Annotated in this window: 10 protein-coding genes; 3 read left to right on the top strand and 7 right to left on the bottom strand. The window is 41.7% G+C overall.

The genetic code is table 11. The annotated features are described in order from the left end of the window. The first annotated feature begins 174 nt into the window (after window positions 1–174). Window positions 175–1,533 (top strand): sensor histidine kinase, encoded by a 1,359-nt coding sequence (locus V7K97_RS20675; protein WP_334802873.1) that lies wholly within the window; start codon window positions 175–177, stop codon window positions 1,531–1,533. A 25-nt stretch (window positions 1,534–1,558) separates the two neighbouring features. Here the strand turns inward: V7K97_RS20675 and V7K97_RS20680 are convergent, their stop codons facing one another. From V7K97_RS20680 to V7K97_RS20690, 3 genes are all read right to left on the bottom strand, one after another. Beyond that, window positions 1,559–2,638, bottom strand: a complete 1,080-nt coding sequence (locus tag V7K97_RS20680; protein ID WP_334802874.1) for a sensor histidine kinase — start codon at window positions 2,636–2,638, stop codon at window positions 1,559–1,561. Window positions 2,639–2,645: 7 nt separating this feature from the next. Then, window positions 2,646–3,803: an FIST signal transduction protein gene (locus V7K97_RS20685; RefSeq protein ID WP_334802875.1), complete on the bottom strand. Its 1,158-nt coding sequence runs from the start codon at window positions 3,801–3,803 to the stop codon at window positions 2,646–2,648. Between the two features lie 280 nt (window positions 3,804–4,083). Then, window positions 4,084–5,601, bottom strand: a complete 1,518-nt coding sequence (locus tag V7K97_RS20690; RefSeq protein ID WP_334802982.1) for a glycosyl hydrolase family 57 — start codon at window positions 5,599–5,601, stop codon at window positions 4,084–4,086. Between the two features lie 370 nt (window positions 5,602–5,971). Here V7K97_RS20690 and V7K97_RS20695 point away from each other — a divergent pair, with 370 nt between their 5' ends. Beyond that, window positions 5,972–7,567: a S8 family serine peptidase gene (locus tag V7K97_RS20695; RefSeq protein WP_334802876.1), complete on the top strand. Its 1,596-nt coding sequence runs from the start codon at window positions 5,972–5,974 to the stop codon at window positions 7,565–7,567. Between the two features lie 328 nt (window positions 7,568–7,895). Here the strand turns inward: V7K97_RS20695 and V7K97_RS20700 are convergent, their stop codons facing one another. Both V7K97_RS20700 and V7K97_RS20705 read right to left on the bottom strand, forming a co-directional pair. Beyond that, entirely contained in the window at window positions 7,896–8,768 is an 873-nt protein-coding gene (locus V7K97_RS20700; RefSeq protein ID WP_334802877.1) for an SDR family NAD(P)-dependent oxidoreductase, read from the bottom strand. A gap of 1,055 nt (window positions 8,769–9,823) precedes the next feature. Next, a complete protein-coding gene (locus V7K97_RS20705; protein ID WP_334802878.1) occupies window positions 9,824–11,506 on the bottom strand; it encodes an alpha/beta hydrolase in 1,683 nt (560 codons plus the stop codon). Window positions 11,507–11,851: 345 nt separating this feature from the next. Between V7K97_RS20705 and V7K97_RS20710 the strand changes: the two genes are divergently transcribed. Then, complete coding sequence (locus V7K97_RS20710) at window positions 11,852–12,046, top strand: hypothetical protein (RefSeq protein WP_334802879.1); 195 nt, start codon at window positions 11,852–11,854, stop codon at window positions 12,044–12,046. Window positions 12,047–12,066: 20 nt separating this feature from the next. On the opposite strand, the gene V7K97_RS20715 is transcribed toward V7K97_RS20710, so the two are convergent. Together V7K97_RS20715 and V7K97_RS20720 are read right to left on the bottom strand one after the other, a co-directional pair. Continuing rightward, window positions 12,067–12,981, bottom strand: a complete 915-nt coding sequence (locus tag V7K97_RS20715; RefSeq protein ID WP_334802880.1) for an ion channel — start codon at window positions 12,979–12,981, stop codon at window positions 12,067–12,069. Between the two features lie 169 nt (window positions 12,982–13,150). Beyond that, complete coding sequence (locus tag V7K97_RS20720; RefSeq protein WP_334802881.1) at window positions 13,151–14,005, bottom strand: YsnF/AvaK domain-containing protein; 855 nt, start codon at window positions 14,003–14,005, stop codon at window positions 13,151–13,153. Between the last annotated feature and the right edge of the window lie 352 nt (window positions 14,006–14,357).

The raw sequence follows: 14,357 nt of genomic DNA on the forward strand, positions 1-14,357 counted from the left end.
GATAGCTAGGTTTTTTAAGTGGTTGATTACCTTTCCACTATTATTAATATAGTGTACTGGTACACTAATTAATTCAAAGCAAAGCCGTCGTAGAACGACGTAGCTCTAAACCCAATTTTTCGGTAAAATGTTAACTTATTGTTTGATCTGTGTTTGTAAAAATTAGGGTGTCTAGTGCCAGAAGAATTCAGTTCCCAAATCTCACCGCCATTTTTGTCTCTTGGTAGCGATCGCGATCTTGGTTTAGATTCAACTCTCCAAGAACTACCAATGTACAACTTCTCGGTGGAAATCAACTATACCGGTAGGGAAGTGGCTAGTTTTTTGGAAAAAGATCCCCTGCTACCGGGAGTAATTTTGGTAGAACAGGGAGAGTTCATTGGGATGATTTCGCGGCGGCGACTGCTAGAATTTTTGATTCGCCCATTCGGACAAGAGTTATTTGGAGAGCATCCATTAGCCGTTCTCTACAGCTATGCGCGGGCACCGATGTTGCTGATTGCTGATACAACATCGATTTTAACTGCGATGCAACTTAGCTTGAAGCGATCGCCAGAATTATTAGCAGAACCAATTGTAGTCCAAACAGAATCTGGTGCTTATAGATTGTTAGATGTCCAAGAGTTAAATATTATTTCTTGGCAAATTCGGGGAATCGAGAATCTGGTGCGGTATGAACGCAGCCAAGCTCAAATGATTCAAAATGATAAAATGGCAAATCTGGGACGTTTGGTAGATGGCGTAGCACACGAAATTTTAGACCCAGTGGGTTTTATTTGGGGTAACATAATTTATGTTTCAAACTACAGCCAAGACTTACTCAAGCTGATAGCGGCTTATGACAAAGAGTTACCATCAGTTCCCCAGGCAATTAATCAGATTAAAGAAGATATCGAGTTTGATTTTTTAGAACAAGATTTGTCGCGATCACTTGCGAGTATCCGCACAGGAGCAGAAAGATTAAAAAAACTTGTTACGAGCTTGCAAAACTTCTGTCATATCGATGAACTTTATCCTAAACCAGTAGATTTGCACGCCTGTATAGATAGTATTATTTTATTAATTAATAGCCGTCTTCAAGGAGAAATTGAAATCGTCAGATACTATGGTCAATTGCCTCCCGTATATTGCTTTATGGGGCAGCTAAACCAGGTTTTGATGAATATTTTAAGCGAAGTTGTGGATACTTTACTCAATGAAGCAGTGCGGCAACAGTTACATCTAGAAGAGACAAAGACTGTTCAAAAATCTCGAATTGAGATTACCACAGAGGTTATATCACAAGAAGCCAGCAACCCAGATTCACCAGATTCTCGCTGGATTTTAATTCGCATTGCTGACAATGGATCGGGAATGTCTGAAGAATTACAACAGCAAATTATGGAGTCTTTTTCTCTGGAAACAAAGACTGGTAAAAATACTGGTTTAGCCGTAAGCTATCGAATTATCACCGTGAGACATGGTGGTAAATTTAATTTTCATTCACAGACTGGTATAGGTACAAAATTTGAAATTTTATTGCCTTTAGTTTGATTTAATTAGGAATTATGGCGTAACGTTAGATTACTTCACCAAGTTGTTGCTGGATAGGAATTTGAACCATAAACTCCGTTCCTTTGCCAGGTGTTGAGAAAAATTCTAACTTACCGCTATGTTTTTCGGTGATGATTTGATAGCTGATAGCCATTCCCATTCCTGTTCCCTTACCAACAGGTTTTGTTGTAAAAAAGGGATTGAAAATCCGTTTTTGAATTGATTCGGGAATCCCAGAGCCATTGTCTGCGATCGCAATTTTTACCCACAGCGAATCAACGACAGAGGTACGAATCGTGATGCGACTGGGATTATCCCGGATTTCTTGATAAGTCCGTTTGGCATTAAATTCTTCCAGGGCATCAAGGGCATTTACTAGAATGTTCATAAATACCTGATTGAGTTGTCCGGCGCAGCATTCTATATTGGATAAATTGCCGTAGTCTTTGATAATCTGAATCTCTGGACTTTTATCAGTGGCTTTGAGGCGGTGTTGCAAAATCATCAAAGTATTGTCAATGCCTTCATGAATATCCACGGCTTTGAAATCACTTTCATCCAGGCGGGAGAAGTTACGCAGTGACAGCACAATATCTCGAATCCGCTCCGCCCCGATATTCATTGAGCGCAATACCATTATCGCGTCTTTTTCTAGAAACTCTAAATCGATGGTTTGGCGTTCAGTTTGAATTTCAGCAGGTGGGTTGGGGAAGTAACGGTGATAAAGGTGGACTAGTCGCAATAAGTCATGGGTGTATTGGCTGATATAGCTGAGATTTCCGTAAATAAAGCTAACGGGATTGTTGATTTCGTGAGCAATTCCAGCCACCATTTGACCGAGGGCAGACATTTTTTCGCTTTGAATCATTTGAGCTTGCATTTTATGCAAACTATCTAAGGTATTTTCTAACTCTTGGCCTCTGTGCTGCAAGTCTGTCTGAGAGTCTTCTAACTCACAAATGACTTTCTTCAGTAAAAATTCCTTTGTAGCAATGTCAGTTTCTAGCTGGCGGCGTTCATTTTCGCAGCGTTCCAGCTTTTTGTGCAAGATGCGGTTTGTCTTTTCCAACTCTTGCATCTGTATGGAATTGTCTTGGTTATCCATACACTACTCATTTTGTCCCCATTAACAGTGTTACAAAGGTTTTATTATGAAATCGTGTTTGACCTCCACCCACTAAAGGAGCAATTTCACCATAAGCATAGAAACCACAACAAGGTAATGCCTTTGGTAAATGAGTTTTGACAAGCTGATATTCAAGTCTTGCCAGAGTTCCCAGAATTCGCCGACGGGCTGCACAGGAAATAAGTAATGCTGCTGTTGGCTCCACACCAGGATAATCGGCAAGAGCATTCTTCAAAGATGTCTCAGAAGCTGACAGAATATTCTCACGAGTCGTATCGGTAATTTGCACAACTGCCTGTTCAGGAATATCCAAGAAGAACTTCACGCTACCAGACTGTTGATCGTAGCCATTGGGTACCCGCAAATAGAAATGATCTTGATCCTCAAAAACTGCCAGAGCATGGATGGCATAGTTGGACGCAAATTTTTCTTCACCGAGATAATGCTGATAGAAATCTAAGGCACGCTGTCCATCAATTTCATAGACTATGTTGCCATCTACTTTAGTTACACGCCGACGTTGACTGATGGGAGTCCAACCACTAGCAACTCCGTGGGAAAATAGCAGTTGTCCAGAAAACAGCAGCACTGGAACTGAATCACTCAATACTTCACCCTGGAAGAATTGGTAGGTTTTTTCAAAGGTATAGTCATCGGCAGTCATTCCCCCAATGATGGGAATATGCTCTCCCAGGCTTTGTTTTAAACCTTGTAAAATTAAAACCCCGTTGCTTGTTAGACTATCGGGAAAGGTGAGGCACAATTTTGGTAAAGATGCACCCTTTGCCTTAGCTTGGGCGATCGCTTCTTGGGCTGCAAGGGCTGGATTTTTGGATACTCCTCGGCCAATACCTGAGTGAATTTCCATTTCATCGGTAGCAAACAGCATTAAGGTCACAGAATCTTGCTGAAACTCCAGAATTGAAGAGATTTCTCCATTTGTAGTTCCGCCAATTAACTCAATTCTGGGAAAAGCATCTTGGATGCGTTGCAAAATTAACAGATGGTCAAAGTCTATAGCAGTGAATAAAATTCCAGCTTGAGGAAGTGAGCCGGCAAGAGAACGACTACATTCTTGAAGAACTTCTGCGATCGCATTTTGAGAATCAGGATCGTCACTATGACCAACAACAACTCGAAACACAACTACCTCATCGTAAGTTTAAATTACCAGGCAGCTAATCCAATTCGGATATCAGCACCCAGCAACCTATACTTAGATTTCCCACTTACTTGAACGAAATCTCAATTCACCCGACTTTTTATTTTCCGTCTCCAGGACGGTACACAAGACTCAGATCCCCGACTTCTTAGAGAAGTCGGGGATCTCGTTGTTCACGAATGATTAAGTAGGGCTATAGTACTTTGTCAAGCTAGAGCAAGCCCCCAACCCTAAAAGGGTTCCCCTCTGAGCTTCGGAGAGTTTAATTTATCTGCAATAAATTTTCGCCACGTTGGTAAATTTCCCGCGCGTAATCAGTCCAAGCGCCTTGTCCCCAATAACGAAAACAACTGGTTTGTAGCAAAAGGTTATGTAGAAGAACGTTACGGTATTGAGATTGTCTAGTGAGCGGTTCTGCTGAGTCATTTTGCAGTAATGGATCAAATTTTTGATGAAATAAACTGCTTAATTGATACATGGGAGACAACACATTTTCATATCCTTTTACCCAACTGATATGATTTGTCCACGAGGCTCCATCCAGATGAAAATTAGAGTTGATTTGCTTTAATTCTTGAATGGCATTCTCTACAGCTTCCGGTTGATTATTTTCTGGTGAAACTCGCTCCCAAATCTGATGTTGTCCCACTGGCTGACAAGTTGGATAGTCTTCTGATTTGCATCCAGCAGCTTCGATTAATTCTAAATATTCTGTACCACACACCCCAACAACACCTGATTTTCCTCCCCCATTATTTACCATATCCCCCCAAGCTTGTTTAAAAGCGCTAGGAAATTCATTCATCATCACACCGCCATTTTCACCATCACCAATTTGGCTAACTATTGGTGGCACAAAAACACTGCCAATTTGTTGTTTGGATAATGTTTTAGCTTCATAATAAGGCTGCATTTGGGCAACTAATTTCGTATCCGAACCTTGGGTTTTAATTAAGGCTGTGATGCTAATTGTTTCACCTTGAGAATTGCGGGCAATCAGACGATGTGGTAAATGTTTATGAGTGAGAGATTGACCAGTAAGAGTTTCTACAGAATGTTCTTGAACCAGTAGCCAGCGATATCCACATTCTTTCAGCGCTTTCACAAATTCAAAGAGAGCATCAGGGTGATTTGGTAGGTGCATTTCTGGGGGCGAAAATCCTTTGACTCGCGCTAGTGCCTCCCAGCCAAAAATTGCCGCAAAGTTATGTTGCCATGCGATGATATGCAATTTAATATCTGCTATGGGTGTAGAAGGAATAACCGCATGGCTCCACATACTACCCAGCCATTCTACATAAGGTTGGTAGGTGCGTAGGCGTAGCCCGTCGTAGACATCGCAAGTAATGCGTTTCAGATTATCGAGAACATCACCGCGTCCCATTTGCCGCAGTCCCCACAGAAGATTACCAGAGTAATCCAACATCACACGCGGATTGCAACCTTGATTTACAAGTTCGGGGATCAAGTCTCCCATGCGGCTGTAACAATGGGCAAAAGCATTTGCATTGTGGTTATCCCCTTCATGGGGATGTTCAAACATATATTGCAGATTGCTGATGAGTGTACCATCATGTCCAGCAGGTATAGTTGGCTGGTGCATGTGTAAGGCGATCGCAAACACAGCATTTACGTCTTCTAAGCGGATATTCGTTGTTGGTAAAAATACTGGTTCATCGTGGTTAACTACAGAGAGAACCTCTGTTTCCCAACCAGAAATATTCGGCAAGCCATCAATGATTTCGGGCAAAGTAGTTAGGGTTGTGGGGAATGAAAGCATTTCTGGTTGCTCCAAAATAAGTTGTATGACGATATATGCACGAGTATCTAATAGCACGGGACTCAGTACATATCCAATAAAGACCCTGAGCCATAACATTTTTAATTTGGTGATTTTCAGTAACTGCGAACTCAGGCAAGTCTAGTAATCATCGGTGCAGTCTACCCAGATACTCGCATCTTTGGGTTCTATTTATTGATAAAGTTTGTTTACCATCTGCTAACATCCCAGATTTAGCAAAGGCAAAGATATAATTTTACCATTTGTGTATAAAGATGCGCTAAATTATTGATCGCCCTCTCTCCTTGTTGATAGTAGTTATCGCTTGCTCTTTATACAGTTCCACACACAAAACCTTTGAGGAGTACAAATGGGCAAAAAACTGATCTGTTGGGTGACTTTGGGAATAAGTGCTTCCTGTTTGATGCCAGTACTTGCCTCAGCATTAGAAGAAGGTTCTTTAGGAAAAAACGGGATTGATGCTCTTGTATTACATCGAGCGCCGTACAATTTAATCGGTCGCAAGATTGCTATAGGTCAGGTGGAAATTGGGCGTCCAGGAATGTTTGGTTGGGATAAAGTCGTATCTAAAAATCGTGCTATATCACCAGCTGGAGTATTTTTACGCGATGGACGGGCTAAATCGAATAAAGATGTAGATCCCCACGCCTACAATGTGGCAGCAATAATGGTGAGTACAGATAAAGCCTTGCCGGGAGTAGCCCCAGGAGCGCGACTATATTCAGACGCCGTAGGTAATACCAAAAGAATGGGGCAGCCAGAAGAGTGCTTATCGGCACAATACATCGCCTTGCAAAACGGTGGTGATGTTCGCGCCATCAATTTCAGCTTTGGTGAACCCCTGGAGCATGACCCACGACCGGGGGCTGTTTTAGATGGTAATGCCTTACTAACATTATGTGTTGATTGGTCTAGTCGCGTTCACGATCCTTTATATGTAATTGCGGGGAATCAAGGCAAAGGAGGCATTTCAATCCCCACCGACAACTACAACGGAGTGAACGTAGCTTTTTCATCCCAAAGGGAAGAGATTTATAACAAAGTAGCTGTTGACAATTTGGCAGGTGATGGCAAAGGAGTGAGTAGTCGCTTAATTGGCAAAGAGTTTGATATTGCAGGGCGACACTCTATCAGTTTAGTAGCGCCAGGTAGTAATATTACTTTAATAAATCCAGATGGCAAGGTAAATGTGTCTTCGGGGACAAGTTTTGCTGCACCTCATGTTACAGCTACCGTTGCCTTGTTACAAGAATTTGGCGATCGACAACTGCGGAAAAAACAACCCCATTGGAGCGTTGCTTCTCGGCATCACCAAGTCATGAAAGCTGTATTGCTTAACTCAGCAGACAAAATCAAAGATCAGGGTGATGGCTTACGTTTGGGAATGACGAAAACGCTAATTGACAAGCAGAATCAAGACTGGTTGGCAACTGATGCATATAAAGATCCAAAAATTTCTTTAGATGCTCAAATGGGCGCGGGTAATTTAAATGCATTTCGAGCATATCAACAATTTAGTCCCGGTCAATGGCAGCCGTCTGGTGCTGTACCTGCGATTGGCTGGGATTATCGCACAGTTAACGCTGGAGCATCTGTAGAATATACATTAGCAAAACCATTAAAGGCGAATAGTTTTATTGCCATTACTCTAGCTTGGGATCGCCTAGTAGAATTAAACGATCTCAATCACAATCAGCAGTATGATGTTGGAGAGAATTTTCGCGATCGCGGCTTGAATAATCTCGACCTATACTTGGTAAAAGCTAATGCTAAGAGTTCCGAGGTGGGTGTAGTTTGTTCCTCAATTAGCCAAGTTGACAACGTACAACATATCTTCTGCCCTGTCCCGGCTCAAGGGAATTATAAAATTCGGGTTCACTTTCGCCATCAGGTAAATGAAGCAACTCAACCTTATGCTTTAGCTTGGTGGAGTGTACCTAATTAATTGAAGAAGTTACGACTAGGGCGTGTTTTGAAACCCTCTAAAAATTTAGGACTTATATACTAGTGGTCTGTCAAGCTAAAAATTGTGTGTGACCAACTTTTGAAATCGTTTGCTAGCAAGATATTCTGGGACTGCTTACGCACAAAATCAAAATTGACAGACCACTAGACATCTCCGAAAAAGATTTAGATACCACAAATTTGCACCCAGAACTAACACCCCTTCCCTACGAGGGAAGGGGGGTTTTAAAGCCTCTCGTCCTTTCGGGGAGAGGTTTGGAGAGGGGTCTTTTTTCTTTTCTGGAGATGTCTACTGAATACTCAAAAAATCATGTTCTTGACAAGAACAAATCACCGAAACGATGGATTCTCGTCAAAAAATTCAGTTTCGGGATCAGCTTGTTCAGTCTTTCACCAGGCTGTTGTTTTCTTGTCGCTGGCGGAGTTGCGATTCGTAAAATTAGATCTAGCAACCAAGGGGAGAGGCGTTGACACAACACGGCTAAATGACTTTGCCATCCGACTAAAATTTCTGCTGAATCATTTTGCATTCCGGTGACGAGTGCTTTAGCCACTTCCTGGGGAGTCATAGGGATCACCCAGCGAAATAATTTGAAGTCGCGCACCATGTCTGTATCTGTGAGGGAAGGCAGTAATGCAATGACTCGGATATTGTGTTCAGCTAGTTCCTGGCGCAAGGCTTGGGTAAATCCTAAGATGGCAAATTTGGTCGCTGAGTAAGTCGCCATCGTCGGTGCTGCAACTTTCCCCATCAAGCTCGATACATTGACAATTGTCCCTTGTCTTTGGCTGGCCATGCGTCGAGCAATCAGACTAGTGAGGTTGTACATTCCTAACAAGTTCACAGAGAGTTCTTCTTGAACTTGAGGCATTTTAGATTGCAAAAACGAACTTTGGTATGCGACTCCCGCACAATTAACTAGCAGGTGAATCTGTCCGTAATTGCGCCACAGTTGGGCAACAGCGATATTTACTTCAATTGTCTGAGTCAAATCTAATGGCACGATCGCAGCTTGTGTGCCCAGCGCCTCAATTTCGTTGGCTACGTCCACTAACTTTTGGCGATCGCGTGCTACCAATATCAGCCGCTTAATGCCTTGTTGCGCTAGTTCGAGGGCGATCGCTCGTCCAATCCCACGAGAAGCCCCTGTAATTAGGGCAACTTTACCTTGAATCTCCATTGGTTTTATCCTCTAAAATTTAAGTCTTACTAAACTCTTCGTTATTGCCGATACACACAATCAAGAGCTACTCGCTTGTCGGCACAAGGTAAGACAAATAATCAATCGCAATTGAAATCAAACTGAAACTAAGCCTTTAGCAACGAGATATTTCTTGGTTAATCTGCAATCCCTCATAATTGTCTATACGAGGCAGAACTTTCTCGTTTTTAATTCGTCAAAGCCTAACACACTTGGCTGAATGGGTGTAGCTCATTGATTTTATTTCTCCTAGATCCGAGCGTCATCAGCATCGTTGTCATACACACGTTAGCAATTAAATCAAGGTATTGCAATATTCTTTAATAAGGATTTCTTAATAGTTCTTAACGACAAGCATATATATATCAAAGATTTTATTAAATAAGTTTTTATAAATCCCTCAGTACAAATATCTCACTTTCCTGACAAATAGCCTGATTTTGGGAAATTGTTATATCTAATTCATGCCTGAGAAACAAAAAAGACATATAGCGTTTTTGCTTATGGTTGCAATAGTTAGAAGCTCCTAACTAACTCATAGAATTGCAACAGTATATTTACTGTTTTATTGAAAATCAAGGCTGATGATTTTTCTTGATTAAAAATAATCAAAGACGGCTAAATCATTGTCTTTAATTATCTGCCAAAACTTTAGTAAAAACAGTAATTTGTTTAGGTTTAGCTTTGAGTTCATCAAAGAAATGTTTGAGACTTGCCTCATTTATAGCAAAATTAATCATTTGTGAACAATAAGATCCCCGACTTCTTAGAGAAGTCGGGGATCTTAACTGTCAGTTAATATGATTCCTAATTGAGGATTCTGCCTAAAGCCGTACTGCGTGTATTTACGTAATTAGTAATTATTAACCCACGGTTTTGCTTGCTCAGAGCAAGGATAGATATTGGCGCAAATGATTTAGATATAGGAGTGAAAATAACGTAGGCACAATTCAGGAATTGTGCCTACCAAGGATTTCGGGCAACACATAATTAATTTTTGGCGATGTCTATTGGATTTTCCTAACTTCGTAGAACTAACGAGGAGTAGGTTGAGGATTTGATGGTTTCCTTACCTGGGGAGTTGGCCCACTCCAAATTTGATTGAACTCATTTACCGACAACGACTGTAAAATACTGAGATTAAGCGGCTCTTTACTGATAAATATGGCGTAGGATGGCTGCAAATAGGAACGGTATTCAGGGCGGTTGAGAAGATGGGTTTCTAAAAAAGCGACACTGAGGGCGTTGAGATAGGAATAAACAGGAGCGCTATTGGGGCCTAGCAAAGCAGGTGGCACAGGTAAGGCACCGTTTCCAGAAGTAGGTTCGGCGATCGCTGAGAAGTGGGTGGCGTTTTCAATCAAAGCCAGGTACTTGTTGGGATCAGAAAGCCAGGTAAAGGGGCGAATTTGCTCAAATACAGGTGGGGCGAAAATATCTTGACTACCTGCTACCAGCATTACAGGCATTTTAATTTCACCCATTCCGCTCTGACCCAAAACTAAGCTGTCAATGGGATTAATCGCAATGATTGCCTTGATGCGATCGTCATTGAGTTCGTAATTTTTTGCGGGTAACTTGCTTGCTTCACACTGCAACAAGAGCGACAAATTAAAGGATGAATAATTGGGATTACAGTCTTGGCTCAGTTGGTTAAAGTTAATCTTTGCTCCTGCTAGAGTCAAAACAGTATAACCACCAAAAGACTGACCAATCGCCCCAACTTGCTGAAAATTGAGTTTTCCCTGGAGGGTGGGATCAGATTTTTCTAGACGCTGGAGTTCATCGAGTAAATATTTGATATCCAAAGGTCGGTTGATAAATTCTGCTGGTTGTGGTGGCCCTGCCAAACCTGCAAAGTATTGCTGAAAGCGTTTGGCATTACTACCAGGGTGTTCTAGTACAGCAACAGCAAAACCATAAGATGCTAAATGTTCTGCCAGATAGACAAAGCTAAAGCGGTCTGAAGCCAGACCGTGAGAAATAACAACGAGGGGAAAGGGTGCTTTCTCTTGGCTTTGTGAACCTGCTTCCGGTAAATAGACATCTACCGGGAGACGGCGATCGCGAGAAGTGTCATTTAACTCGAAGCTTTTTTTGTGCCATTGAAATTTTCCTGGCGATCGCAAATCTGGTTGTTTGGAGAAGTCAATTTTGGAAGTAGCTGCTTCTGCGATCGCTTCTTTTTGAAGAGAGGCAAAAACTTCATCCTTTTTTTTGATCAACTGCGACAAGTCATCAACACTCTTTAACACCTGTGTAAAATTCACCCGTATAGTATTGCTAGGAAATTTCCGCAGCAAATTCACAACTGTTAAGCCGTCTTTATCAGCAGCAGCCAAAATCAAAGAGGCACGTATAGCATAGAAGCCGTTCTTTCGAGACTCAGTAAGGAGTAATTCTCCCAGTTGTTGCACTATCTCCTCTCCAACCGGTGAGTATGTCACCTGAGACACCAAAGTAGGAGTCACATTAAACCTTTGCTGGAGCAGATCCCGCAGTTGAGCGAGTTGGAGAGGAGTAGCACGGCTAGCATAAAATGAAAAGTCTTCATCGATTTTGCCAACTTTGGCAAAAGTTTCTAGCGAGTCCACCGACAAGGAGAATTCGCCGAAGGGAGGGTAATAAAAGCTAATACGTTCAGCTCCTAATCCGGGAGTAGCAGTCAAAAACGTAGATAGCAAACCTAAACCCAGGTATCTCAAAAATTTTTTCATTAGAAAAACCCACTGTCTAACCCTGCCAAAAAAGTTTGGACATAGAGGAAAGCGGGGCGGGATTTATAACCGCTTTCCTGTTTACACAGATTACAAGTACAAGAAAGCAAGTACTTGCATTCATAGTTTCGCACATACGCAATAACTGGCACTGAATTCAACTGAGCGCTCACGCCTAAGTGTACCAGTCTCACAGAATTCAATTCTGTTAGCGGATAGCTAGGGTTTAGCCCATTCTGGCTCCTGACTTCTGACTCCTGAATTATCAAAACAGATGGGGAGCAAATTTTTCAGCCAAACAGCATCAGTAGGGGGATAATAGATATAGAGATCAAAATATGTTATATGTCCTTCGCCTCCTCCACCTGTTGTGTTGTCGTCCTCAACCAACAACAAGAGCAAAATCTCTGCCACCAAAAGCAATGCCAAGATGTCCCAGTTAACGGCAGCAAGAGCATCGTTAAAAGTTGTACTGTAGTTGAAAATGGTCGAGTTGTAGTTAAACCATTAGAACCACCAATTAATAAGACTTCCGAGTAACTTTCAGGAATTTAACTCCTTTAATCCAAAGGGAAAACATCGTGGAAGCGGTTGTAATCGATGTAGCGATTTCCATCGGGTGTATGGTGAAAGATATCGACAAATTGATTGTTCCACAAAATCTCATTAGCAGCGTAACTATGGCGAGCATTGACAACCTGTGCAACCGTTTCATCAATGCCACTCAAAGAGATGATCAGCATCGTATTTGTCTGGGTTAACGATTCTGGTGTCATCCCATACAGAGGACTAAACTCATCAATCACATGCATCACTGACCAGCTTAAGGTGAAGCTAGGTGTTTGGTTTCTCAGCAGTTTGAGATCGTGGAACCGACGCATGAACTGCCCTTCTACGGTTACTTCGTCGCGCATCAAATAAACTCGCATCTGCGCCTCCAGAATCATATTCCGACGCTTATTAGCGGTGCGAAATATGAGAGTTGGCATTGCCTCATGAGATGTAATTACTGCTACACGACTAAATAGCACACGGGCTGTGGGTCGAGAGAATCGCGCAAAGGCTAGTCCTGTCATCACAGCAATTCCCATCAAACCGATCATTGCTTCAATGGTGACAATAATGTTGGCGTAAGTTGTTTTAGGATACATTGCCCCATAGCCGATGGATGCTAGGGTTTGCACGCTAAAGAAAAAGACATCTAAAAAAGAGCCGGGTTGGGCGTTGGCAATACAATCTCCTCCAATCAAGTAAGCTAGGGCAAATAGAGCATTAATAGTTATGTAGAAAGTACAAATCAGGATTAGAAAACCAATCCAGGGAATCGTTAGCAGCAAATGATAGGGATCGCGCCAGTAGGAATGCCATACACCCATACCCATAATCTCAAATTTTCCATCCCGAACTTGAATCTGAATCGGTGGGATCAGACGCTGTCGTTTCTTCAGTGAAAGTCTCTTTAGTCGAAATTTCATTGCAAGTAGCCAAAAGAACGGCAACTGCTTAGTATTGTAAATTAAGTTGCTTTGGAGACATTCTACTTACCCGCAAGAGAAGGGAAACTTCACGTTTCTTTTCTTAAATCAGCAAAAAAATAGGGTGTGCAATGCCCACCCTACTAATTTATCTGCTAGAAACTTATTTTTATGGCTTTAGTGATTCGCCTTTAGAACAACGGTCAAACCACTCCTGGTATTTTTTTTGGTGTGACTCAGCTTCAACCGCAATGGTAACACGCACCTGTTTACAGCCGTGATTTTGCTCTAGTGCGATCGCATTCAACAATAAACTAGCAATTTTCGGTGAGCTAAATTCGCCGCTTACGGTTAAACCGTTGTCAAAGCGTGTAAATTCAAGTTTTTCTACTTCCGTCAAGTCAACGCCAGCAATTTCCTCTTGTCCTAAATCAATTTCTGCGAGTTGTTTGTGTTCTGGGCTAATTTGTTCCACAATCAGCTTTTCACGCCGGACAGGAACTTGTATCATCCTGGTTTCGATGACTTTGCGAACAATTACCTCGCCAACTTTACGCTTACTGTTTTCAATAACTAGTCGTTCTTCTAGTAGACTAATAATCTGCTCTTCAGTAACTTTTTCTAAATTTACTGCCTCAACTGGGCTATTTGTAATTTGATTATTGGCTAGTTGCTCAGTTGGGTTGCCCTCGCCTGGTGTTTCTGTTTCTAAATATTCAGGCATATATTCGATTTCTGATTTGTTTAAGTCTATGAAAACAGATTTAGTCGGCTTGTGAATTTGTTTGATTTTCTGGCTCTGCAATCGAAATAAATAAGGATGTTTATCGGCTATTTGTTGATTTGCCTGGTTATATATAACTAAGTTTAGCCGGCGATTAGTATCCACAATTAAATCATGAACTACTCCTACCAACTGACCTTGTTTATCGAATACGGCAAAATTGTTAACCTTCTTCCTTAAATCTGCTAATGAGGTGCTAGTGCGAGAGTTACCGGTTGCATATTCAATGTTTGTTGCCATCCGTTGGCTATTCATATTCCAAAGTTTATGAACTGCTTTCTACTTAGCTAAATTAAATGTATTAATGGTCTAGATAGCATTTATAAAAATGCTTGCGATCGCTGCATTTATACAATCCATATCCAGAGCAATATTCGCAATCCTAAATCTAAAGTTGTATCAGCGATCGCACTCCTAAATCATTGGTGAGATTTGTGAATTCTGTTTTTGTTCTCTTTCCCTTGGCTTACTTGGTTCACCCACGCTGTAGGCGACTGGTGAACCCGGAGGGAAATTCGTCATCATCCAGATTTATCACAACTCAGATAGGATTGCTATATTGCAAGCACAGGTAAAGCTAATTCAACAGCCT

The sequence above is a fragment of the Nostoc sp. genome, assembly GCF_036917815.1.
GTDB lineage: Bacteria > Cyanobacteriota > Cyanobacteriia > Cyanobacteriales > Nostocaceae > Nostoc.

Coding starts and splice junctions, on each gene's coding strand:
- V7K97_RS20680 (WP_334802874.1), bottom strand. CDS start 2,638: ATGGATAACCAAGACAATTCCATACAGATGCAAGAGTTGGAAAAGACA.
- V7K97_RS20690 (WP_334802982.1), bottom strand. CDS start 5,601: ATGCTTTCATTCCCCACAACCCTAACTACTTTGCCCGAAATCATTGAT.
- V7K97_RS20695 (WP_334802876.1), top strand. CDS start 5,972: ATGGGCAAAAAACTGATCTGTTGGGTGACTTTGGGAATAAGTGCTTCC.
- V7K97_RS20700 (WP_334802877.1), bottom strand. CDS start 8,768: ATGGAGATTCAAGGTAAAGTTGCCCTAATTACAGGGGCTTCTCGTGGG.
- V7K97_RS20705 (WP_334802878.1), bottom strand. CDS start 11,506: ATGAAAAAATTTTTGAGATACCTGGGTTTAGGTTTGCTATCTACGTTT.
- V7K97_RS20710 (WP_334802879.1), top strand. CDS start 11,852: ATGTCCTTCGCCTCCTCCACCTGTTGTGTTGTCGTCCTCAACCAACAA.
- V7K97_RS20715 (WP_334802880.1), bottom strand. CDS start 12,981: ATGAAATTTCGACTAAAGAGACTTTCACTGAAGAAACGACAGCGTCTG.
- V7K97_RS20720 (WP_334802881.1), bottom strand. CDS start 14,005: ATGGCAACAAACATTGAATATGCAACCGGTAACTCTCGCACTAGCACC.